This window comes from Rhodobacter sp. JA431, assembly GCF_900217725.1.
GTDB lineage: Bacteria > Pseudomonadota > Alphaproteobacteria > Rhodobacterales > Rhodobacteraceae > Rhodobacter > Rhodobacter aestuarii.
This window is the reverse complement of the sequence record NZ_OBMP01000012.1, coordinates 1-23083: the sequence shown is the minus strand read 5'-3', so window position 1 is coordinate 23083 and position 23083 is coordinate 1. Positions and strand designations below refer to the sequence as shown.

Annotated in this window: 24 protein-coding genes and 1 tRNA gene; 5 read left to right on the top strand and 20 right to left on the bottom strand. The window is 61.3% G+C overall.

What is annotated here, in order from left to right; all coding sequences use genetic code 11:
• Window positions 1–17 precede the first annotated feature (17 nt).
• From CRO18_RS17465 to CRO18_RS17410, 12 genes are all read right to left on the bottom strand, one after another.
• Complete coding sequence (locus CRO18_RS17465) at window positions 18–1604, bottom strand: aldehyde dehydrogenase family protein (RefSeq protein WP_097083073.1); 1587 nt, start codon at window positions 1602–1604, stop codon at window positions 18–20.
• Window positions 1601–2074, bottom strand: a complete 474-nt coding sequence (locus CRO18_RS17460; RefSeq protein ID WP_097083072.1) for a heme-binding protein — start codon at window positions 2072–2074, stop codon at window positions 1601–1603. The genes CRO18_RS17465 and CRO18_RS17460 overlap by 4 nt, the downstream gene beginning before the upstream one ends.
• 3 nt (window positions 2075–2077) lie before the next feature.
• Window positions 2078–2359, bottom strand: a complete 282-nt coding sequence (locus CRO18_RS17455; protein ID WP_076486056.1) for a EutN/CcmL family microcompartment protein — start codon at window positions 2357–2359, stop codon at window positions 2078–2080.
• 9 nt (window positions 2360–2368) lie between these two features.
• Entirely contained in the window at window positions 2369–3076 is a 708-nt protein-coding gene (locus CRO18_RS17450; RefSeq protein WP_076486057.1) for a hypothetical protein, read from the bottom strand.
• A complete protein-coding gene (eutJ, locus tag CRO18_RS17445; RefSeq protein ID WP_097083071.1) occupies window positions 3076–3909 on the bottom strand; it encodes an ethanolamine utilization protein EutJ in 834 nt (277 codons plus the stop codon). Before eutJ ends, CRO18_RS17450 begins: the two co-directional genes overlap by 1 nt.
• 10 nt (window positions 3910–3919) lie before the next feature.
• Window positions 3920–4588 (bottom strand): phosphate propanoyltransferase, encoded by a 669-nt coding sequence (locus CRO18_RS17440; protein ID WP_097083070.1) that lies wholly within the window; start codon window positions 4586–4588, stop codon window positions 3920–3922.
• A gap of 33 nt (window positions 4589–4621) precedes the next feature.
• Window positions 4622–5299 (bottom strand): BMC domain-containing protein, encoded by a 678-nt coding sequence (locus CRO18_RS19255; protein WP_097083069.1) that lies wholly within the window; start codon window positions 5297–5299, stop codon window positions 4622–4624.
• An 18-nt stretch (window positions 5300–5317) separates the two neighbouring features.
• Window positions 5318–6133, bottom strand: a complete 816-nt coding sequence (gene pduB / locus CRO18_RS17430; RefSeq protein ID WP_097083068.1) for a propanediol utilization microcompartment protein PduB — start codon at window positions 6131–6133, stop codon at window positions 5318–5320.
• A gap of 27 nt (window positions 6134–6160) precedes the next feature.
• Window positions 6161–6442, bottom strand: coding sequence for a propanediol utilization microcompartment protein PduA (gene pduA, locus CRO18_RS17425; RefSeq protein WP_076486062.1), 282 nt, complete (start codon window positions 6440–6442; stop codon window positions 6161–6163).
• 89 nt (window positions 6443–6531) lie between these two features.
• Window positions 6532–7671 carry a 1-propanol dehydrogenase PduQ gene (locus tag CRO18_RS17420; protein WP_076486063.1) on the bottom strand — a complete coding sequence of 380 codons (1140 nt, stop codon included), beginning with the start codon at window positions 7669–7671 and terminating at the stop codon, window positions 6532–6534.
• Between the two features lie 116 nt (window positions 7672–7787).
• On the bottom strand, window positions 7788–10313 hold the full coding sequence (locus CRO18_RS17415) for a glycyl radical protein (RefSeq protein ID WP_097083067.1): 2526 nt from the start codon (window positions 10311–10313) through the stop codon (window positions 7788–7790).
• Window positions 10314–10365: 52 nt separating this feature from the next.
• A complete protein-coding gene (locus tag CRO18_RS17410; protein ID WP_076486065.1) occupies window positions 10366–10956 on the bottom strand; it encodes a DJ-1/PfpI family protein in 591 nt (196 codons plus the stop codon).
• 693 nt (window positions 10957–11649) lie between these two features.
• Here CRO18_RS17410 and CRO18_RS17405 point away from each other — a divergent pair.
• Together CRO18_RS17405 and CRO18_RS17400 are read left to right on the top strand one after the other, a co-directional pair.
• Complete coding sequence (locus tag CRO18_RS17405) at window positions 11650–12561, top strand: permease (RefSeq protein ID WP_097083066.1); 912 nt, start codon at window positions 11650–11652, stop codon at window positions 12559–12561.
• A 76-nt stretch (window positions 12562–12637) separates the two neighbouring features.
• Window positions 12638–13894 (top strand): acetate/propionate family kinase, encoded by a 1257-nt coding sequence (locus tag CRO18_RS17400; RefSeq protein WP_076486067.1) that lies wholly within the window; start codon window positions 12638–12640, stop codon window positions 13892–13894.
• A 130-nt stretch (window positions 13895–14024) separates the two neighbouring features.
• Here the strand turns inward: CRO18_RS17400 and metA are convergent, their stop codons facing one another.
• The 6 genes from metA to CRO18_RS18920 form a co-directional block, all read right to left on the bottom strand.
• Window positions 14025–14951 carry a homoserine O-succinyltransferase gene (gene metA / locus CRO18_RS17395; RefSeq protein WP_097083065.1) on the bottom strand — a complete coding sequence of 309 codons (927 nt, stop codon included), beginning with the start codon at window positions 14949–14951 and terminating at the stop codon, window positions 14025–14027.
• Between the two features lie 48 nt (window positions 14952–14999).
• A complete protein-coding gene (locus tag CRO18_RS17390; RefSeq protein WP_076486069.1) occupies window positions 15000–15860 on the bottom strand; it encodes an ATPase in 861 nt (286 codons plus the stop codon).
• A gap of 55 nt (window positions 15861–15915) precedes the next feature.
• A complete protein-coding gene (locus tag CRO18_RS17385) occupies window positions 15916–16809 on the bottom strand; it encodes a DMT family transporter (RefSeq protein ID WP_097083064.1) in 894 nt (297 codons plus the stop codon).
• A 110-nt stretch (window positions 16810–16919) separates the two neighbouring features.
• Window positions 16920–18122 (bottom strand): outer membrane protein transport protein, encoded by a 1203-nt coding sequence (locus CRO18_RS17380; protein WP_097083063.1) that lies wholly within the window; start codon window positions 18120–18122, stop codon window positions 16920–16922.
• A 153-nt stretch (window positions 18123–18275) separates the two neighbouring features.
• Entirely contained in the window at window positions 18276–19193 is a 918-nt protein-coding gene (locus CRO18_RS17375; protein WP_249276102.1) for a DMT family transporter, read from the bottom strand.
• 60 nt (window positions 19194–19253) lie between these two features.
• Complete coding sequence (locus CRO18_RS18920; protein WP_076486072.1) at window positions 19254–19439, bottom strand: hypothetical protein; 186 nt, start codon at window positions 19437–19439, stop codon at window positions 19254–19256.
• Window positions 19440–19529: 90 nt separating this feature from the next.
• Here CRO18_RS18920 and CRO18_RS17370 point away from each other — a divergent pair, with 90 nt between their 5' ends.
• Window positions 19530–20420, top strand: coding sequence for a GNAT family N-acetyltransferase (locus CRO18_RS17370; protein WP_170952721.1), 891 nt, complete (start codon window positions 19530–19532; stop codon window positions 20418–20420).
• 8 nt (window positions 20421–20428) lie between these two features.
• Here CRO18_RS17370 and CRO18_RS17365 read toward each other — a convergent pair whose 3' ends face one another.
• A complete protein-coding gene (locus CRO18_RS17365; protein ID WP_249276101.1) occupies window positions 20429–21559 on the bottom strand; it encodes a hypothetical protein in 1131 nt (376 codons plus the stop codon).
• A 265-nt stretch (window positions 21560–21824) separates the two neighbouring features.
• On the opposite strand from CRO18_RS17365, the gene CRO18_RS17360 reads away from it, so the two are divergent.
• Both CRO18_RS17360 and CRO18_RS17355 read left to right on the top strand, forming a co-directional pair.
• Complete coding sequence (locus CRO18_RS17360) at window positions 21825–22418, top strand: L,D-transpeptidase (RefSeq protein ID WP_097083059.1); 594 nt, start codon at window positions 21825–21827, stop codon at window positions 22416–22418.
• Between the two features lie 252 nt (window positions 22419–22670).
• A tRNA-Met gene (locus tag CRO18_RS17355) sits at window positions 22671–22747 on the top strand.
• 62 nt (window positions 22748–22809) lie between these two features.
• Here CRO18_RS17355 and CRO18_RS19045 read toward each other — a convergent pair.
• The coding region (locus CRO18_RS19045; protein WP_212710179.1) for a hypothetical protein at window positions 22810–23083 on the bottom strand (274 nt) is incomplete at its 5' end.

Genomic DNA, 23083 nt, shown 5'->3' with positions numbered 1-23083 from the left:
TCCTCGATCTTTGGGTCTCAGCGCACGTTCAGCGCTTCGACCATCACGCATTTACGACGACGCGCGAAGGAGCGCGGCGAGGTCAGGCCCTCGCCTGTCGGCCCGGCGATGGTGAAGGTGGTATACCCTTCGCCGCCCACCCCGATCCCGGCGTAAGAGGGGCCGTTTTTCACGAAGATCGTGGTTTGGATGAGCTTCGCCATTTTCGTCAGCTTGCGCACATTGGTCGAATGCATCATCGCGGTGTGGCGGTTGCCGTGTTCCAGATCGACGGCCAGATCAATCGCGGTGTCCACATCGGGCACGCGCACCACCGGCAAGATCGGCATCATCAGCTCTTCTTGCACGAAGGGGTGATCTTTGGTCGTTTCCAAAATGATCAGGCGCACGTCGGGGCCGACCTGAATGCCGATCTGCCCCAAGAGCCACGCCGCTGATTTGCCGACGCAACCGGTTTGCGGGCCGCCTTTTTCGGTCAGCACCAATTGTGCGAGCCGCTCCACCACAGACGGATCAGAGGCCAGCCACGCGCCATTGCGCTGCATTTCCGAGATCAGGAAATCGGCGGCTTGATCGACAACGATCACCTCTTTTTCCGCGATGCAGGGCATGTTGTTGTCAAAGCTTGCGCCGTTGACGATGTCTTGCGCGGCTTTCGGGATATCTGCGGTTTCATCGACCACCACGGGCGGGTTGCCCGCGCCAGCGCCGATGGCTTTTTTGCCCGTCGACATCACCGTGCGCACAATGCCGGGGCCACCGGTGGCCACCAGCATCCGCACTTGCGGATGGGCCATCATCGCATTGGTATTGTCGATCGAGGGGGCCTGCACCGTCACCACAAGGTTTGCGGGCGCGCCGAGTGCCGCCAGCTTGCGGTTGATCAGTTTGATCGCCAGAAGCGACACGCCCTTGGCGCGGGGGTGGGGGCTGAAGACCGCCGCATTGCCCGCCGCCAACATGCCGATGGAGTTGCAGATCACGGTTTCGGTGGGGTTGGTGGTGGGGGTGATCGCGCCGATCACGCCAAAGGGCGAAAGCTCTACCAGCGTCAGCCCGTCGTCGCCGCTTTGCGCCTCGGTGGTCAGGTCTTCCACGCCGGGGGTTTTTTCGGCGGCAAGGCGGTTTTTGATGATCTTATGGGCCAGATTGCCCATGCCGGTTTGCTCGACCGTCAGCCGCGAGATGCGCTCCAGCACCGCTTCATCGGTGAAGATCGCGCGGATGCCTTCCACAAAGCGTTTGCGGTCACCCATCGTGCAGAAAAGGTATTTGCGTTGCGCCTCGGCAGCGGCGTTCACTGCCTCATCCATCGTCGCGAACACGCCATCGCCGAGTTCCAGCGCTTCAGCATCCGAGATCGACAGACACCCGGCTTTGCCTTGGCAATCGCCCGCTTTGCAGTTGGAGCAATTGCGCTCGCCCAAAGCGCGCGTCAACATTCCGCCGATGATATCATCCACCGGGTCAACGGCTTTGACAGTCTCCCAGACGCAACCCGTGGTGCCGGGTTTGGAGGCGGGCGCCGGGGCGGGGGTTTCGGCGGGGCCAGTATAGCCGCTCAGCACGCGGGCGACGGCATTTTCAATGTCTATGTCTTTCATTTCACTTGTCCTTTCGTAAGGGCCGCGCCCCAATGTCCGCGGGTCGCCGCTTGGGCGATCTGCATATCCTGCTCAACTGTGCCGCCGCTGATGCCGATGGCGCCCAGAACAGCCGCACCCGCGCAAATCGGCAGCCCGCCGCCAAACAACACCGTGCCGGTTTCGGCGGCGCCCAACCCCTCAAGCATCGCGCCCGGTTGGGTTTGGTGGCCCAATTCATCGGTGCCCATGCGGTAGCGCGCGGCGGTGCGTGCTTTGGCGGGGGCGAGTGTGATGGAAGCGGGCAGCGCGCCGTCCATGCGGTGGAACAAAAGCGCCTCGCCTGCCGCGTCGCAAAGTGCGATGCAGACCGGCAGGGCGATCCGGCGGGCTTCGATCTCTGCCAAGGCCGCGATGCGGGTGGCTTCTGAAAGCGTCAGCGGGCGGCGGGCGGCGAGTTCGGTGGCCAAGATCATGTCGAGTGTGGACATCGCTTAGCCCTCCACCCCGCGTTGGCATTCGACCGTATCGACAATGCCGACGATCGAGGCATCGACCACCGAATGGTCAAAGGTGCCCGCGAAGCGCCCGGCGCTGCCGGTGGTGACAATGACGGTTTCACCATCACCCGCGCCCACGGTATCGACCGCGATTTCGTTCCAGCCCTCGGGGGAAAGCTGCGCGTCAAGGCGGCGCACGATCAAGAGTTTCGCGCCCGAAAGGCTGACATCCTTGGTGGTGGCGACGACCCGTCCGATGACTTTGGCGAGATACATGGTTGATCCTCACTCTCTCTCAATCGCGATGCCGCGCGCGGCCAAAATGTCGGCGGCAAGTGGCGTCAGCAAAACGGCGCGCCCAAGGCGCAAAACGGGGGCGCCATAGGCGCGGGCCTGTTGCCAGCCGAAGATGCCGGTGTCTTGCGCCACGGCGGCAGGCGCAGCGGCCTCTTGCGTGCCCAAAACGGTGTGGGCCAAGCGCGCGGCCCAGCATAGCTCGACCCCCTGCGCGGCAAGGCTTTCCAGATGCCCGCTCATCAGCGCGCGGCGAGCGGGGTTTTGCGGGGTCAGGCCACGGGCCGCACGGTCACGCGCGCCGGGGCAGACACCATCGCGCGCCGCCACAATCCGCAGGCCGCGATCCAGCGCCTCGCCCAAAAGGGCCGATTGCGGGTCATCGGCAATCCCGGTGGCGACTTTTGCGGCAAGCGACAGGCTCAGCGTCGGCACCAGCACAAGGCCCGCCCGCACCAGTTGCACCTGTGCGGGGGCTTCCGCGAAGGGCAGGCGGGGGGCGAGCATGTCACGAAAGGCGGGTGCAGCCTGCCATTCCATCGTCCAGCCCTTGGCGCGTAGGCCTTCCAGCCCGCTCAGCGCGGGTTCCAGCCCCAGATCGGTGTCCGAGAAAAGCACGATCCCATGCGTGGCGCGGGCTTTGAGCGCGGCAACGATCTTGTCTGAAAGCAGATCAATCAAGATACGGTCGAGATCCATCACCGGGCCCCCTCGTAAAGCGCGATGCCCAAGGGTGTGACCAAAAGCGGCTCGGCGGGTTTTATAACTTTGCGGCCCAGATGCTTTTCAAAAACCGGAACGAAACCCTCAAAGCTGCAGGCCCCGCCGACCACATGCACCGTGTCCATTTGCGGAAAGCGCGCCAGAACCTCGGCCACGATGGCGGCCATTTTATCGACCACGGGGCGCACCAGCGCGAAGACCTCGCCCGCTTGGGCGGGGTCGTGTTTCATCGCTTCGGCGGCCTCAAGGCTGAGCCGCATCGCGCCCGCCAAAACCAGCGTCATATGCGTGCCGCCCGTGGCCTCATCGACCGAGGCGAGCACCTTGCCCCCTTCCAGAACCGAGATCCCGGTGGTGCCGCCGCCCACATCGACCACCGCGCCATCGCGTAGGCCCAAAAGGCGCGCAGCAGCAACAGGTTCATCAATGATTTCAGCGAGTTCAAAATCCGCCGCCTCAAGCACATTGCCGATGGCTTTGGAGCTGCCGGGGTGGATGCCGGGGGGGATGGCAGTTGCGGCGCGGGGCAGTGGTTGACCAAGGCGGCTCTCCAGCTCGGCCTTCATCTGCCGCACGGCGCGCACGGTGGCGGGCCAATCGACCACGATCCCGTCGCGGATGCCGCCCGAACGTTGCGTGGCGCCTGCAACGGGTTGGCCCGCCGCATCGACCACCGCCAAAACAAGGTTCGCCGTGCCCAGATCGACGCCCACCCGCAGCGGCCCTTGGGCGCGTGCCTCTTGGGGCAGGATGGCGCCGGTGCGGACAAGATCTCCGAAGGCGCGCAGGGTGTCGTCGATGCCGGGCATGGCGGGGTCCTCAAAGCTTGCGCAACCGCACAAGCGCGTCGTTTTTCAGGCCAAAGGCGTTGGCCTCTTCGATGTCGATATGCATTTCGGTCTCTGAGACCTCGTCGGAGCGCACGGCCACATTGTGCATCACGCCACCGCGCGGCCCATCAACGAGCACATCAACGGTTTCACCGTTCTTGACGTTCAGGCGCTGGGCATCTTCGGGGCGCATGTGGATATGGCGCATCGCCACGATCACGCCGCTCTCTTTGGTGACGCTTCCTTTGGGGCCAACTATCGTGATGCCCGCAGAGCCATCGAGCTTGCCCGACATCCGCATCGGCGGCTTGATGCCCAACACAAAGCCATCGGCGACCGAAACCTCGATCTGGGTGTCTTTGCGCAAAGGCCCAAGCACCCGCACCTTGCCGATCTCACCGCGCGGGCCGCGCAGGGTGACGGTTTCTTTGGCCGCATATTGGCCGGGCTGCTTCATCGCTTTCATGCGGGTGAGGCTGGCGCCGGGGCCAAAGAGCACGTCCATATCGGGGCGCGAGAGGTGGATGTGGCGGTTCGAGACCCCCACCGGGATCAGCGCGGGGTCGCGGGCACCTTGGGGCGTGGCCGCTGCGGCGGCTTGGCCTTGGGCCAGAAGTTCAGCGACGATGCGCTCAATCATGGTGGAGGTTGTGGACATAGCGGACATCTTTCAACAAAGGGGCAGGGGGGCTTAGCGGCGCTTCGGCCCCCGACCAGGACGGCCCGAATGGGTGGGTTTGGCGGCGGGTTTCGGCGCGGGCTCAGCTTTCGGCTCCGGCTCTGGCGCGGCTTCCGGGCTAGGCTCCGGGGCGGGGTCGCTCACCGCTTCAGGCGCGGGGGCCTCGGCTTCCGGCGCGGCGGTCTCAACCACCGGTTCGGGCTTGATTTCGGGGTCAACTTCTACGGTCGGCTCCGGCGCGGGGGTCTCTTCCAGGGCTGCGGCCGGGACCTCCGCCGCCGGGGGGACCGGCGTTTCGGTCACGCCCGCATCGGGCGTTTCCGAGAGCGTAAGCGCCTCTTGCACGGGCGCTTGGGGCGGCGTGGCCTCGGCAGGGGTGTCCCCGCTTTCGGCTTTGGCCAACCCAACGGTTTCTTGGCTGTCCACGATCAAAGCGAGACCGCGGGCGGGGCGTGCGATGACCCGAGTGGCAACCACCCGTCCGACGCGCCCCGCAGCCGCTTCTGCCGCGGCGATAGCGGCTTTCACCGCCCCCACATCGCCGCGGAGTTTGACCATCGTCATGCCGTCGCCTTTGGCGAATTCATAGCCGACCAGCGTGACATTGGCCGATTTCATCGCCGCATCTGCGGCAGCCACAGCCGTTGTCAGGCCAAGCGTCTCGATCAGTCCAAGGCTTTGTTCCGACATGACGATTTCCTTTCAGTCTTAGATGTAGGGCGTGGTCGAAGAGACCAGTTCGGTGCCGTCAAGCGCCGAGAGCACCTGCTTGCCAACGTCGCGCGCGGCGATGATCGCTTGACGCACCGCACCGGAGTCTCCGGTGAAGCACAGGATCACTTCGTTGGAGAAGCTGGTGCCGCCGTTGCCGGGCGACGAATAGGCCACCGGTTCCACGGTCGCGGCTTTGGCGGCGGTATCGGCCATCAAAACCCCAATCGCGGCGGGCGCGCCCACGGTGATGCCGAAGGCTTGACCAAGCGGCGCCCCGAAGGCTTTGTTGAGCGCATAGGACGCACGGGCGGTGTACTGGAATTCCAGGTGGCCAGCCGCGTTGCCATACACGTCACCAAAGGTGCGGTTGAGTTCCGACAGCGTCACTTCGACCGCGCGGCGCGCGTCCGACACATCTTCCGCGCCAAACAGAATGAGCGAGCCGTGGCCAGCGCCGCCTTCGGTGTCGCGCGGCAGTTCGATCAGAACCACTTCGCTGTTGGTCGCTTTCACCGCTTCATCGGCGGCGAAGATATGGGGGCCAGCACCGGTGCGCGCACCGACAATACCGATCGAACGGTATTTCTTGTCGATTTTCATCTGCTCATGCAGAAGCGGGTCGACATTGGCGATCACCAGACCGACCGTGTTGCCGATGGCGGTGCCAACGAATTCGGTCAGGTTGCAGGCTTTTTTCGGCGCTGCTTTCGGCGTGGGGGCCGCTTCGCAGGTGGGGGCCGCGGCGGGGGCGGTGGCCCCCATCTTCGCCATAACCTCACCCATCAGTTTTTCAACGAGATCGTCTTTCATCGTTGATCCTCCTTCCTAGGCTGGGTCTCAGGCTTTCGGCGCCGGCAGAATTTTTTCGACTTCGGTGTGCGGGCGCGGGATCACGTGGACCGACACGACCGAGCCGACTTTTTCGGCAGCCACAGCACCGGCGTCGGTGGCGGCTTTGACCGCGCCGACATCGCCGCGCACCATCACGGTGACGAGGCCCGAGCCGATTTTTTCATAGCCAACCATCGCCACATTGGCCGATTTGACCATTGCATCGGCGGCTTCCACGGCGGCGACCAGACCCTTGGTCTCGACCATTCCGAGTGCTTCTTGTTGCATGACTTTCTCCTTGGTTTCCGGTGTTCATACGTTGGTTAAATTGGGGAAATCGGGTTCTTTTCGCTGTGCCAGGCGTGCTCCTCCCCGATTCAACCGCCGGCCCGGTCAAGGAGCATGGACAGCTCCGCAAGTCCGGGACGCCGCGGGTTGCCCGCGGTGCAGGCATCCGCGAATGCGGCTGCCGCAAGGTCGGGGATCGCCCGACGGTAGGCCCCGATATCGAGGCCGAGCCCCCGCAAGCTGGCGGGGATCCCAAAGCGCGCGTTCAGCGCTTCGATGGCGCGGATGAGCGCTAAAACACCCGCACGGGTGCCGGGCACATCCAGCCCGACGCGTTGCGCGATGCGGGCATAACGGGCGGCGGTTTCGCGGGTCTCTGGCGCGTTGTCCTCAAGCCCGGCGTTCCACGCGATGACATGCGGCAGCAAGATCGCGTTGATCCGGCCATGCACGAGGTGGAACTGCCCGCCGATGGCATGGGCAAGGCCGTGGTTGATACCAAGGCCCGCTTCCGTGAAGGCCATCCCCGCAAGGCACGAGGCTTGGTGCATCGCATCGCGGGCGGCGATGTCATTGCCATTGTCAAAGGCTTTGGGCAGGGCGGCAAAGGCCAGCTCAAGCGATTTTTCGGCAAAGGCATCGGTGAAGTTGGAGGCGCCTTTGGCGACAACCGCTTCAATCGCATGGGTGATCACATCCATGCCTGTATCGGCGGTGACTTTGGGCGGGGCGGTGCGCACGAATTCCGGGTCCAAGATCGCCACATCGGGGATCAGATCGGGGGAAATCAGCGGGAATTTGCGGTTGTTGGCGGGGTCCGAGATCACCGCGAAGGCGGTCACTTCGGAGCCGGTGCCAGAGGTGGTGGGAATGGCCACAAGGCGGATCGGATGCGCCGGGTCCATGCCGCGCACCACAGACAAGATCGCTTTGGCGGCATCAATCGGGGAACCACCACCAAGCGCCAGCACCACATCCGGGCGGAAGTCGGCAAACAGGCGGGCCCCAGCCGAAACGGTGGCGAGCGGCGGTTCGGGGATGGCTTCGGCGAAGACTTTCACTTCGCAGCCATCGAGGAAGCTCATCACCCGATCAAGCGGACCGGATTTGGCCATGAATTCATCGGTCACAATGCCGACGCGCTGGCCACGGTAGGCGTGCAGGCGCTCCAGCAGCCCATCGCCGAAGACGATCTCGGTGCGGGGCGTGAAGGTTTGGTAGCGGGTCATCGGAACACCTGTTGGTGGAAGGGACGGCCCGGAGGGCATCGGCTCGGGAGGGGAGAGTAGCCGATGCCCCCCGGAGGGCAGGTCCCGCCATGGGCTGGCGGGGCCTGCGGGAGAGCTTAGAACGCTTGCTCGGTGCGGCTGATGATGTCGTCTTGCACTTCTTTGGCGAGCACGACGAACTGTGCCGAGTAACCAGCCACTCGAACCACGAGGTCGTTGTAATCCTCGGGATTTTTCTGCGCTTTCAGCAGGGTTTCGCGGTCGATCACGTTGAACTGCACGTGCATGCCTTTGTGGTCGAAGTAGGACCGCACAAGCGATGCGAAGTTCTGCAGACCAGTGTCACCAGCCAAAGCGGAGGGCAGGAATTTCTGGTTGTAGAGCGTGCCGTTCGAGGCGATGAAGTGGTCGAGTTTTGCCACCGAGTTGGCCGCAGCAGTCGGGCCGAGACGGTCCTTGCCTTGGCGCGGCGACACACCATCGGCGAGCGGAAGCTTGGCCGGGCGACCATCGGGCAGAGCGCCCACATCCTTGCCGAAGAGCACGTTGGCCGACACCGGGTAGATCCCAGCTTGGAATTGGCCACCACGCGGGTTGGTGTATTTTTCCACTTCTTTGCAGTAGATCTGCGCGCATTTGCGGGCGATCAGGTCGACGTCGTCATTGTCGTTGCCGAAGGCTTCAGCGGAGTCGAGCAGACGGCGGATGCCTTCATATTTAGACGCATCGACAGGCGCGGCCCCTTTCGAGAGCGTGCGATAGACTTCGTCTTTGAGCGCGGCGACATCGAGCGACGCATTGGTGGCAAGCACCTTTTTCACCGCTTCGTAGATTTGCGCTTCGCTCATTTCGCCGGTCGGAGCATCCGCCCCCATCGCCATGCCGAAGTTCGCGTCCAGCGCTTCCTTCAGTTCAGCCATGGTGAGTTTTTTGTCGTCCCAGACGAATTTCTTCATCGCATAGACCGAGTCACCGGTGTCAGCGACACCGAAGGCTTGCGGGCCGGTGAAGTTGTAGATCGCCCCACCTTCTTGGACCGATTTGCCGCGACCCATGCAGTCATCGACCATCGCGGAAAGGAACGGCAGCGGCGCGCGTTCGGCGTGGGCGATGTCAACACAGTTGTCGGCTTCGGCAAGGTATTTGACGAAGAAGGACATCTGACCGGTGAAGGCTGCATAGAAGTCTTCGAGCGATTTCCAGTCTTTCGCGTCGCCGGTGACCGGGCCAAGTTGGGTGTTGCCCACTTTGCCGTTGTTGAGCGTGATCTCAAGCACTTTGGCCACGTTGAAGAAGGCCGCGTCGTGCCACCCTTCGGTGCGGTGGATCGCTTGCGGTTCCACGCAGCCAACGATGCCGTAGTCGCGAGCATCGGCCAGCGAAACGCCACGGTTTTGCAGCGAGGGGATGATCACTTCGTCGTTGTAGACAGCGGGGACACCCAGGCCGAGGCGCACAACTTCGGCGGCACGATGCAAGAACTCATCGGGCGTGCCTTGCCACACACGGATCGAGAAGGACGGGGCCGGAAGGCGAACGTGGGCGACGGCATCCATACACATGTAGGAAACGTCGTTCGTCGCATCGAGACCGTCTTCGGTTTGCCCACCCACGCAGAGGTTTTGGAACACTGCGTAACCAGCGAAGGCCTGGGCCGAAACTTCATCGCGCGTTTTGTTGACGTCGTTGAGTTTGATCCAGATGCAGTCGATCAGTTCTTGTGCGAATTCGCGGCTGATCGAGCTGTCGGCTTTCAGGTAGGGATACATGTATTGGTCGAAGCGGCCGGGCGAGATCGAGTGGCCCGAGCTTTCGATTTGCAGCATGCATTGGATGAACCACATCGTCTGGCAAGCTTCCCAGAAGGTGGTTGCGCCATGTTCCGGCACGCGGCGGCAGTTTTTCGAGATTTGCTCGAGTTCCGCTTTGCGCGTCGGGTTGGTGCAGGCGCTCGCCAGTTCGGCGGCTTTGTCAGCATAGCGGTGTGCAAAGTCGATGGCGGCTTTGTAAGCGATGATGACCGAGGTGTAGAACTGGTTCTTCTTGATCGTGTCAGGGTCTTTGTCGTCCAGTTGCTCGCGCAGCCGGATCGCTTCCATGATCACGCCGGAGAAGCCGATTTTCAAGATTTTGCCGTAGTCCACGCAAACGTGGCCAACGCCGCCGTAGAAGTAGTTGCCGACGGTGAAGACGCCGTTTGCAATACAATCTTTCGCGGTTTGCGACATGTACGACGCGGCAAGGTCCGAAGTGGTGTGACCGGGCCAGTATTTGAACGCTTCATGCAGCGCGGCGGCGGTTTCTTTCGGGATTTCAAACGGGTCGGCAACACGACCGGCCATCGTTTCGAATTCTTTTTCGACCCAGTCAAAGCTGAATTCGGGGCAGATTTCGGTCGAGCGCGGGTTGATGGTGATCGAGCCCACCACAAGTTCGTCGTCACGGATCGTGATCGGCAGTTCGGCGAAGATTTTCTCCACCACCTTAGCGCGACGCAAGATCGCCGGCAGACCTTCGGTCGCCTTATAGGCCTCGGTGGCCAAGACCGCCCGTTCCGCCTCGACATGCGGCCGGGCGTTCAGGATCTGGTTCTTCAACCGTTTAATACGGTCGGTGGGTTGGGTGAAGCCCTTCTCAATCATTGCATCCTCCAGGCTGTGGAAGCCCCCCGACGCCGACGCGCCGGAAAGCCGGTCAGGTCAAAAGAGTCGGAGCGACGAGCCCCACGAAAGCGCGCATCAGCGTTTGATGCCCCGGCCAGGCCGGTGCGCTTGCAAGGTTCCCGTCGACCACGGTTTGCTCCGGCGCGACTGCGACGAAGGTGGCTCCAGCCGCCCGCACTTCGGGCTCGACAGCCGGATAGGCCGTCAACCGACGTCCGCGCACCACGTCAGCGGCGGTCAGGAGCTGCGCGCCATGGCAGATCGCGGCCACGGGCCGGTTCTCCGTCATGAAGGTTCGCACGATGGCCAGAACCTGCGCGTCGAGACGCAGATATTCACAGGCACGGCCACCGGCGAGATAGAGACCGGCGTAGTCTTCCGGGCTGACCGTCGCGAAGGAGGCGGTGAGCCGAAACAGATGGCCGGGTTTTTCCGAATAGGTTTGATCGCCCTCGAAATCATGGATCGCGGTGCGGATCGTTTCGCCCTTGCGTTTGCCCGGGCAGACAACATCCACCGCGAAGCCGAGCATTTCGAGCGCTTGGAACGGAACCATCACTTCATAATCTTCGGTATAATCTCCGACGATCATCAGAATTTTATGTCCGACAGTGCGTTTCATGAAGATCCGTTCCTTCGGTGCCGTTCATCGGCGCCGTGAAAAAAGGAATAGGCCGGGGGGTGTTAAACAGCAACGTGACGGCCTTGACATGGAAGGGGAATAACTTGCCAAGCCCTTTGTTCATTGGTGTTTTCGTGTGACGCGCCTGCTTTTGTGACGTGCGTCAAGAAAACCCTTGTGCTGCGCAGAACAAGAAAAGACAGCGCCGGGTAATTTCTTGTCATGGGGAGCGCAAGCTTGCCCCGGTGCGCATGGCAAGGCTGACCCGGTGGGGCGTGGGAGCTGTTGCGCCAAGGCGCAAAATGCAGTGTACGGCGACTCGCATGACACGCGTCAGAATCTAATGTAATCAATTTGTTGTGTGGATTTTTCTGCGTGGGGTAGGGCCGCCGAGCACACGATTCGTGATCCTGTCGCAAGAAACTACCCGCACTGGCCAAGGGGCTCATCTTGATCCATGGGCGGGCGCGCGCGTAATTTGATGCCCGATCGGCATATCCGCGATCGGAGGAAATCACGTCTTAAATAAAGTCGGGCTGCTCACTCGGAAATATAATTTTCCGGGGCCGATTTTGGCGTGCCTTTATTTCGGAGACTGTCGTTTCAAATGCCAAATGGCATCTTGAAATAAATACAGCCCTATGACCCGGACAAAATCCAACAAGGACCGCCCGGAAATACAAGGAGACCAGAATGTCACTACTTGGTTTGCTCGTCGCTTTTGGCGGCGGTATATTCGGCGCCGCCATTGGTGCTTTGCCGGCATTTACCTTTGTCGGCTTCTTGACGATGATCGGTGTGGCGATCCAGCTCGCCGTGGCGCCGGAAGCGACGGATTTCTTTGGCATCCCCTTTGGTGCCTTTGGCCCGCATACCGGTGGCTTTGCCGCGGGCGTGGCGGCGGCCGCTTATGCCGCCAAGAAAGGCAAGCTTGATAGCGGGCGCAACATTGTGACCGCAGGCATGGGCCTCAACAGCCCCGATGTGCTGCTGGTGGGCGGTATCTTCGGTGTTGTCGGCTATCTGATCTTCTGGGCGCTGACCTTTGTGCCGAGCTTCGGCGAAGGCTTGGCGTTTAGCGACCTTCCGGCGGTGGGCGTGGTGATCTCTGCCTTCATCGCGCGCTTCCTGTGGGGCACCTGCGGGTTCTGCGGCAAGGCCGATCCGGGCCGGGGCTTCTTCCATCCGACCGATGCCACCAAATGGCTGGCCTTCCAATCTAGCTTTGCGCAAATCGGGGTGATTGGCCTTGGTGGCGGTCTGCTCGGTGGCTGGCTTGGCGTGAGCTATGGCGTGCCCGGTGCGCTTTTGGCCTTCGGCATCGCAGCTTCAAGCCTTCTGTTCCTGACCCTTGGCGTGCTGACCCCGGTTTCGCACCACATCATGTTGCCGGCGGCGCTGGCTGGTGTGGCATCTGGCAGCGTGGTTTGGGGCGCAGTGATCGGTATACTCTCCGCATTTCTGGGCGAATTCTTTGCCCGCGCCTTCCTGTGCCATGGCGACACCCACGTTGACCCCCCGGCCTGCGCGATTGCGGTGATGACCTTTGTGGTCAACCTGCTGAGCTTCTTGGGCTTCTGGGCTTTGGTGCCGCTGCCGGTCTGAGCCGTTTCATTTGATCACGGTGGCGCGGCGGTTTCCGTCGCGCTGCCTAATTCCTGACCCCACAAGGACGACCCCGATGATCTTGATTATCAATTGCGGCAGTTCCAGCCTCAAATACCAACTCTATACCCCTGATCTGGCGCAAGTGGTCGCCTCGGGGATGATTGCGAAAATCGGCGAACCGGAAGGCTATATCGACCATTTCGTCGGCCATCGCGGCGAGCATCACCGCTGCCCGGTGCCAAACCATCGCGCCGCCTTTGCGCTGATGATGGAATATCTGCAATCGCCCGAATATCACGTGATCGAATGCCCGCGCGCGATCACCGCCATCGGGCACCGTGCCGTGCATGGGGGCTCGGTCTTCTTTGGCTCGGTGTTGGTGGATGATGCGGTGATGAAAGCGCTGCATGAATGCGCGTCTTATGCGCCGCTGCATAACCCGTGCAATATCATCGGCATTGAAGAGGCGCAGCGGATGTTCCCCGGCACGCCCAATGTGGTGGTGTTTGATACGGCCTTCCACCAAACGATTCCGGCGCGTGCGCATATGTATGCGCTGCCCTATGAGCTGACCCAAGAACACGGCATTCGCCGCTACGGCTTCCACGGCACCTCGTGCCGCTATGTCAGCCAGCGCGCGGCTGATCTATTGAACCGTCCGATTGAGAGCCTGTCGATGGTGGTTTGCCACCTTGGCAATGGCGTGACGATGGATGCAGTGAAAGGCGGCCAATCCATTGATACGTCGATTGGGTTTGGCACCTTTGGCGGCGTGCCGATGGGCACGCGGGCGGGCGATTTTGACCCGGCGATCATCTTCCACCTTGTCAAAGACCGGGGCATGAGCCTCGAGGAAGTGGAAGAAATTTGCTACAAGAAAAGCGGGCTTTTGGGGCTTTCGGGCCTTTCAAACGACATGCGCGAAGTGAGCGAAGCGGCCGCCAAAGGCAATGCGCGGTGCCAGTTGGCGGTGGATGTCTTTGTCTATCATATCCGCAAAACCATTGGCGCCTATGCGGCGGCGATGGGGGGCTTGGATGCGCTCGTTTTCACCGCAGGCATTGGCGAAAACAGCGCCGAGATCCGCGCGAAGGTTTGCGAAGGGCTTGGCTTCCTAGGCGTCGAGATCGACCCGCGCGCCAACGAGATTGCGCGCAAGGGCCACCCCAATATCAGCGCCATCAGCGCGCGGGCGGCCACCTTGGTTGTGCCGACCGATGAAGAGAAGATGATCGCGATTGATACGGTGCAACTGACCATGGCGCAGCCCGGTGCCGCCAGCGTGCAAATGGGCCACGCGCCGAGCACACATGGCGTTGCAGCGAGCTGAAGAAACTGGCGGGCAGGGCTTTGCTTTGCCCGCCAGTTTTTTATCTACTCAGAACGGCTCTTTGGAAGCTTGCGCAAAGCGCCGCACCCGACCCGGGTTGGGCGCCCGAGCCAACGGCAAAACGAATGGCTCAGGCCCCTTGGCCGATCTTTGAAAGATCATAGGGCGTGTCTTGATAGATCGCATTGATCCAGTTGCCGTAAAGCAGATGCGCGTGGCTGCGCCAACGGTTCTTCGGCTTCCGGCTCGGATCATCCTCGGGGTAATAATTGTCGGGCACGTTGATCTCTTTGCCCGCCGCCACATCGCGATCGTATTCTTCTTTCAGCGTCGTGCTGTCATATTCGAAATGGTTGAAGACATAGAGCGCGTTATGACAGGCGTCTTCCACCAAGCACGGGCCGGTGCGACGCGAGGCAATCAGCGTTTTCAACCCGGCCGCATCCAACTCGTCTTGCCGCATCTCGGTCCAGCGGCTGACCGGCACCAAGACCTCGTCCGAAAAGCCGCGTAAGAAGGGCGAGGTCGGCGCCAAGTTGCGCTGGCGGAAGCAGCCAAAAGATTTCGCATCGAGCATATGCTTTTGCACGCCGTGGAAATGGTAGGCCATTGCCATACCTCCCCAGCAGACGCCAAAGGTCGAAAACACATGGGTCTGGGTCCAGTCAAAGACGCGCTGCAACTCATCCCAATAGGTGACCTCTTCAAAGGCCAGATGCTCAATCGGTGCGCCGGTGACAATGAGGCCGTCGAATTTCTCACCGCTCTCTTCGACCTCGGCAAAGGGGCGGTAGAAGGTTTCCATATGCTCGGCGGCGGTGTTTTTGGTCTGATGCTCGGTCATGCGGATCAACTGAAAGTCGATCTGCAAGGGTGTTGCGCCCACCAGACGGGCGAATTGGTTCTCCGTCTGGATCTTTTTCGGCATCAGGTTCAAAAGCCCAATCCGCAACGGTCGGATTTCCTGCGTAGCGGCGCGCTCCGGCGTCATCACCATTACCCCTTCGCGCGACAAAATATCGAAGGCGGGCAGGTTCTCCGGCAAGGTGATGGGCATTTTAGGTCCGTTACTTAGGTACTTACGCGGCGCCGCAAAGCGAGCCGGTCAGGCTGGCAGGGCCGAGGCTATCAAGGATGTAAGGTCTTTCTCGTCGCGCACAAGTGCGACATCTGCAGCCTTCACTTTCACCCCCCAGTTGCGCGCCATCGCCGCGTAGCGGGGTTGACGATGCTCCAAAGCTTGGCGGTACGTCCAGCGGATGAAGTCATCGGGGTTAACCTCTTCTTCCTTTAAGCCCCGCTCCACCCGGTATTTGAGCCACGCTTTTTCAAGGAATTGCGGCTGGTAATACATCGGCTTCGGCGCGCGGTCGAAGCGGCGCACCAGCTCGTCGGTGTGTTCCTCGCTGCCTTCGATCCAAACCATCAACAGGTTCGACGAAAGCTCTTTCAAGATCGCGTCTTGCGGGTCTTCGGGGTCCACCACTTCGCAGATCGAGCCACCGGAATCGCACACAAAATGCGGCAGGCCGTAGATGTCTTGCGAGCGGCGGATGAAATAGGTCGTGTCCATCAGCGCGGATTGCTCGGCCTGACGGTGCTGGTTTTGCCGCCGCATATATTCTTCAAACGCCAAGCCGCCCTTCGACGGGCTGCCCGGCTTGCCCAGATAGGTGGAAAGCGGGGCCAAATTGTCGAAGGTGATGTTGGAGGCAATATAGACGGAATCGCTCAACAGCAGTTCCGCGAGAAACGGGTTCTTCATCGCCTCGCGCTTGAAGTTATCGGCGATATATTCGCCCATGTAGCGCGTGCCGATGCGGTAATCGACCGAGTAGTGAAACCAGCCCGAGGGCGCTGCGCGCAGCATCGAGGACACATGCGTTTTGCCCAAGCCCGACATGCCGAAAAACAGCAGCCGTTTGCGGTTTGCCGAAAGCCAGTCCGCGCGCGTTTTATAGATCATCCCCGCCTCGTCTCGCGTTGTGTCGGGGCAGGTTTAACGCGCCGGGCAGGCGGCGTCACGCGGTTTTGGGCACGCGGTTGAGCGACCAAAGCCCCGCCGTCAGAACCGCGAAACCCGCCAGCTCCAGCAGACCAAGCCGTTCGCCATAAACCGCCCAGCCCGCCAAAATGGCGACAGGCGGAATGAGCAGCGTAACAAGCGACAGGTTGCCTGCGCCGGCGAGCGCCAAAATGCGGTAATAAATCAGATAGGCAACCGCCGAACAGCCAAGCGCCAGCCAGCCGATGCCCATCCAAACAGGTGTGGCATAGTCAAAGCTTGGCACACCCTCGATCAGAAGCATCGCCGGGATCAGCCAGACCATGCCACCCGTCAGCATCCCCGCCGCCGCCACCTCGGGCACAAGCCCCTTGATCGCAAAGCGCGCATAGGCCCCCGCAAAGCCATAGGACAGTGAGGCGCCCACCACCGCCCATTGCCCCGCCGAGGTGAGGGTAAAGCTGGAAAGCGCCTCTGGCCCGATTGCCAGCACCACGCCCGCAAAGCCAATCCCGACACCTGCAAGGCGCGGCACCGTCAGCCGTTCATCGGCAAAGACGGCGCTGGCGACCAGCACTCCAAACAGCGCGGTTGACGCGTTCAAAATCGCAGCAAGCCCGCTTTCAATATGTTGCTGCCCCCAGACGATCAGCGAAAAGGGAATGGCATTGTTGAGCGCGCCCATGATCAAAAATCGTCCCCAAATGCCGCGATGGGCGGGCAAGGGCAGGCGGCGCAGCACAACATAAAGCCAAAGCGCAAGCGCCCCACCGCTGACGCGAAAGCTTACAACGGTCAGCACTCCCGCGCCCTCGAGGGCTGCGCGGTTCGACAGAAAAGAGGTGCCCCAAATCAGCGCAAGCGCGCCAAGGAGCATCCAGACGAAGGGGGTAAGACGGGGCGCAGTCATAGTGGCGCGACGCTAGCCGAGCCACGCAAATTCAGCCACCCGGAACTTGTGCCAAGCACAAAGCAAAAGGCCCCGCCGTGGCGGGGCCTTTGAATGACTTTGGGTGTGGCTTAGAAGCGATAGCCAACACGGAGACCGAACGCGACCGCATGGTTGTCTTCGAAGGAGGCAAAGGTGCCGCAATCGCCACCGGCGCTACAGCTTCCACCGCCGCCAATCACCACCTGCTCTGGCGTCTCGGTCGAGGCGCCGCCAATCTTTACGTAGCGAACACCAGCAGTGACCTTCAGGTTGTCACGCGTATAGGTCGCCGCGACCCCAAGGGCGGTTTGTCCGTCGGTCGGTCCAAGGTTCCCCGCATAGCCGCCTTTGCTCGTCTCGTGGCTGACGAAAACGGCGCCGGACCAAGTCTCGTTAAACTTCCGCCCAATTCCCAAGGTATAGGTGAAACTGTCGTCGTCATAGGACACGAGACCGCTGTGGGTGGCCGGGTTCGTCCCCGGCACCAAGCCTTGAGCTGCCATATACTGCTGCGGCGCGATTTCAAAAGCGGACCAGTCCACCCAACGGATCGAACCGAAAAGCAGCGTGTTTGCGGCAATCCCGGTTTGTCCTTCAAAGTTCACGGATTGAGGGATTTCGGTTTCAAAAACGGTCGTCGCGTTCAAAGCTGGGGTCGCCAAGAATACTTCATTGGCGTTGAAGCGATGAGTCACTGCCGAGTTATAGGTCAAGGCGACCCGTGCTGCAATTTCTGGTTTTTCCCAAGCTACGCCAATCAAATAGCCGTAGTCGGTTTGGGTGTCCGTTGACATTCGGTAGCCGTTAAACAATGCCACCGTGCCCGAGGTGCTGATCTGACGGATGCCGCCAATCACCGAGAAGTTGTTTGGCAACTTGTAACGCAGCATCGCGGTCGTCGCGAGCGAATTGATGTCTGCCGTCGATCCCCCGTAAAGGTAGTTGAAGCCAGCAAGACTGCTGCCCATCGGATAATAAACATCGGCACCCACCGGTTCGTCCAAGACCAGTGCGAAGTCGAGCTTGTCGTTGATGCGGAATTTTGCGCTCAGGCTGTAGGTATTGTAATTTTCGGCCATATCTCCCGAGTTTGACCCGGCCAAAGACATTATGCCTGCGTTTACCTCTTGCACGCCAGAAACGTTCGGCTTTGCACGGCCTGCGTTGAATTCAATGTAATTGCCTTCTTCGAACAGGATGCCGACCGATTGGCTCGACCGTTCAATCCCGCCCGCGGTGGCTGCGGTGGCGCAAAGGGCCAGCGCGCTCGCCGTCATCAGAATGTTTTTCATGTGTTCCTATCCCCAGAGTTTATTGCACTCTCTCCTGCCCAAAACCCTAGAGCATGCGGATCAGGTGAATCAATTCTGCGTTCCGTTTACGTCACGTCTGTGTGACAATCGGCGGGGGCGCTGTGGCGGAACGGACACGAAAATTAAGTAAACTCAACGGTTTGGTTTAGATTTTATGTTGATCCAGTTCGCATAAAGGATCAGTGCGGCTCCCACCACCAGCGCGGCGGTGAGTGGCTCGCCATAAACCGCAACCCCCACCAAAGCCGAAACTGGCAGGCGCGCAAAGTCAAACGGTGCCACGACAGAGGCGGGTGCGAGGCTCAGCGCGCGGGTTAGGCACAGATGCGCGCCAAGCCCCGCGAAACCAATGAAAATCAACGGCCCAATCGAATGCCAATTGGGCAAACGCAGCTGCCCATCCCAAAGCGCACAGATCAGCGCAAAGACGAATTGCATCACCGTGAGCCAAAACAAAATCTCTACCAAGGGTGCGCGTTTGGTGAGTTGTTTCGTGGCAAGGGCCGAGCCTGCAAAGCCAACGGCTGCCGCCAAAACGAGGGCAGTGCCAATGTTCACCGTGCCCGCGCTCCATGGCTGCGCGACGATCAAAACTCCCGCAAAGCCAAGCGCCGCCGCAAAGAGGCGCCGCGCGGTCAGCACCTCGCCCAAAACAAACGGCGCGGCGAGCGCAACGATCAGCGGATAGGAGAATTCAAGCGCAAAGACCTGTGCCAGCGGAATAAGCGGCAGCGCGGCAAACCATAGGTTTTGGCCGATGAAATGGCTGATATTGCGCGCCCCATGCAGGCGCAGGTTGCGCGCACGAATTTCGCCCAGCCGCCCGGTCAGTGCGGCGCCTGCCATGACCAAGAAAATGCCAATGGCCGAGCGCCAAAGCATAATTTCGAACGTGTCGTGATAGGGGGCGGCGGCGCGGCCCGCCATGGCCATTGTGGTGAAGCCCCCAATCGCGCCGAGCATCCAAAGGGCCACACGGCCAATCGGCGGATGCGCAGCGGATGTCGGAAGGGCGGGCGTTGGTGTGGCGGGGCAGGGGGGCTTGGTCACGAGGGGCTCCGGCAGGTCTTCCCCTCTCCTGCGCCTGTGCGGGGCCGGTGTCTAGTGGTTTCAGCCAAGCCCGAGGATGCCAATCAACTGCCATGTGATCACGGCCGCCAGCCAAAATCCAGAAAGCAAAATCGCCAAAAGCAGGGCGGCCCAAAGCGTGTAGCGCGGGGCGGGGATGTCAAGCGGGGCCGAGGCGGGCGGGGCAGGGCGCGGTCTGCGGGCGGCGGCGGGTCGGGTCTTGGTCATTCGAATGCTCGCGGTCTTTCTTCATCAACGCTTGAGGTGCGTCCTGCGGGCATTAACCAAAGCTTAGGTAAACAGGTGTTTAACGAAACCATGGAACAGATCACGCTTCGCAAATTTTCTGTGGCAGCGCCCGTTTGGGAGGCAGGCGTGGAGGCGCTTGCCCCTGCGGCGGCGCTGCAAAACCGTTTTGGCTACGGGGAAATTGCGGCAGGCGGCGGGCGCGGGCTGCGCCGCTATGAGATTATGCTTGGGGCGCAACGGATCGGTTTGGCGCAGTTGGTTGGGCGCGCAGGGCTATGGCTGGCCGCACGCGGGCCGGTCTTGGCACCCGATCTTGCGCCGGATCTGCAGCGCGCGGCGCTGCGGCGGCTCGCGCGGGCGGTTCCGGGGGTGTTCATTGCCACGCCCGAGGTGCCGGTTTCAGGCTTTGGGCTTGTGCCGCTTATTACCTCTCGTCATCAGGCGCATTGGGATCTTGACCCCGCACAAGCAGAACTGCGTGCGGGGATGCAGGGCAAATGGCGCAACCGGCTGGTCGCGGCGGAAAAGGCAAAGCTGCGCTTGTGCGAAGAAACCGAGACCGATTGGCTGATTAAGGCCGAGGCGCGCCAAAGGGACGACCGCGGCTATCGCGCCTTGCCGCCCGGCTTTGTTGCGGCTTGGGGGATGGCCGTCCCTGACGGCGTGCTGACACTTTCGGTGCGCGACGCACAAGGCCAGCGGCTCGCGGGGGTCATGGCGCTCGTTTCGGGCGCGCTTGCCAGTTATCACTTGGGCTGGAGCGGTGCAGAGGGGCGTGCCCTTGGCGCCCATAACCTTTTGCTTTGGCACCTTGCGCTGCGGCTCAAAGCGCGCGGTGTGCGGCTTTTGGATTTGGGCGATGTAAACTCAGAAGCGGGTGCCGGTCTGATGCATTTCAAAATGGGCACCGGCGCGAAGCTGCACCGGCTTGGCGCAACCTGCCTTGTCTTGCCGGGTTAAGCTGGCACTTATCCGCCTTCGGCTGGGGTGCCCAAAACGGTGATCGCCACGCCCAAAAGTGCCAATGCCGCAAAGCCCATCCGCCGCGGACCATGGCTGTGCAAGGCCGCCAGCAGCGATTGCACCGCGTAATAGGCCGCAAAGGCGCGCGAGGCGTAAGAGATAATGGCAAAAAGATCGGTGCTCCACGTCAGCACAATGCCTGCCGCCACCAGCGCCAAATAGGCGGGCTGCGGCGGCAACTTGCCCCGACTGAGTTCCGCCGTTAGCCCGCCCGCGCCAGAGGTATCGGCCACGGCGGCCGAAAGTTGCGCTGCAAGCGCTGCGGCCACCAGCATGGCTGGTAAGATCGGGGAGACAACGCGCATCATGTCGATGATCGCGGTTTCGCTCAGCATCTCGCTTGTCGGGGCAAAGAGGAACGCAAGCAGGCCGATATAGGCCATGTAAATCGCGCTCGAGAGCATCTGCGCCCATTTCATCGCCGCGATCCGCGTCGGGGCATCGTAGCTTTTGCCCAAATAGCGCGCGGTCTCAAAGCCTTGCACCGTGACAATCAGGCCAAAGCCAAGGCGCACCGCATCCCAAGCCCCAATCGTGGGCGGGCTAAAGATCAAGGCCCCTGCCTCCACGCGCGTCACAAAATACCCCGCCAGCCCGACAAGCAGCCCGCCGATGATCGCCAGTTTGAGCGAGACCGAGCCATATTCCATCCGCTCCAAGGCGCGAAATCCGCCCCGAAACCCGGCCACCCCAATCAATGCGAGCATAGCTGTCGTGGTCAGGTTGGCGGCGAGTTCGCTGTTCCAAGGCGTCAGCGCAACCGCGAAGGCCCCGAAAAGGTTGAGGTAATAGGCGACCGAAATCACATAGGCAAAGGCAAGGATTGCCTGTGAAAGGCTCTGCAATCTGGCAACTGTCGTGGTCGCCTGTTCGGATTCCGCCGCGATCGTGACGCGAATGGCAGCCCCAAAGGCCCAAGCGACAAGACAAAGCGCCGCCATCGCCAGAGGGGCCAGCACGCCAAAGCGGCTTTGCAAAATTGGCCCCAGCACCAAAAAGCCCGAGCCGATAATGGAAGCCAGCGGGGTGATCATCGCGCGCCAGCGGGGCCGATTGCGCAAGCTGGGTAGAAACATCCCCCCGAACACTGCGGCGGCAAGAAGTAAAATGGCAATATCTAGAAGCATTTGAGCGGGCCTTGTTTCTCTTCAGAGCTAGCACTGCGCAGGGGGCAGGCAAGGGGCTTTTCTTGTGCTCGTGGCGCGACCTTCTTGTGCGTTGTTGCATGGTGGCTGGGCGAAAGACCCGTCACCCAAAGTCGGGAACCGAATCTTTCCTTTTATCGTTGAGTGGTAGAGGGCGCTTTGCTAGCCTGATTTGACCACGATCCCGGAGACCCGCATGGACCGTCGCACCTTTCTTGCCAGCCTCGCTACGGTGCCGCTGGTAACTTCCAGTCTGCCTGCCGTTGCGGCCCCTGCCGCCTCGCCGGAGGTGGCGCCTGCTCCCCCGAAATGGCCGATTGCGCCGCAGTTCTACCCCACCCCGGTCGATGTGAAGGCCGAGATCCCGGTGGGGACGATCATCGTCGTCTCCGACAAATTCTTCCTGTACCACATCACCGCGCCCGGCAAGGCGATGCGTTACGGCGTGGCGGTGGGGAAGGCCGAGTTGAAATTCCGTGGCCAAGCGGTGGTGGGGCGCAAGGTCGAATGGCCAAGCTGGAAACCCACGCCTGAAATGGTGCAACGCTCCCCCAGCCATTACGCGCGCTATGCCGAAACCGGTATGCCCGGTGGGCCGCGCAACCCTCTTGGAGCCCGAGCGCTTTATCTTTACCAAAACGGGCGCGATACGGCGATCCGCATCCATGGCACGACCGAACCCTCCTCAATCGGGCATGCGGTGTCGAATGGGTGCCTGCGCATGGTGAATGACCATGTGATCGCGCTTTATGACACGGTCGAAATGGGCACGCCCGTTACCGTTTATTGACCCTGCCTTCCGGTTCGGATGCCGCGCGGGGGCTTTTGGGGGCAATTCCACCCTGCGGGCGTCCGCTCGGTTTGCTTGCGCCGCATTTTGCTTCGGCAATCCCCCCCGCGGGGCAGGGGACGCAAACAGCGCATGGGGGGAGTGGTTTTGCGGCGCGATTTGCGGAACCATCCCGGGCTTTGCCCCTCGAACAAGTTTTTGCAGATTTCGCCCTTGACGCCCCGCGCGCCATCCCTTAGTCAGCGCGCCAGTGGCTAGGTAGCTCAGCAGGTTAGAGCACGTGACTCATAATCACGGGGTCGGGGGTTCGAGTCCCCCCCTCGCCACCAAATAAAACCAATCACTTACATCGCTATCAAGCATCGTCGTTATTGACCGTTTACAGCACGGTTTACAGGGCATGTTCGCTTTGTGTGCTCTTCCTGCTTCTCGATGTGTAGCGCGCGACCAGCTTTCGGGCAGAATCGCGCTGGCTTTCGGATGAAAATTTTTCCAACGGGCGATCCTTACGCGCGGCGATGACAGCGCGACACCGGATTTTGTCCTGTAGCTTCTTGCCTGTTGTTCCCGGGGTAATCCCCCCCGATCCTAAGGGGATGCGGAAGTGGAATTTTCTCGGCAGGATGAACGAGGAGATTCCGATGAAGAAGACACGTTTTACCGAG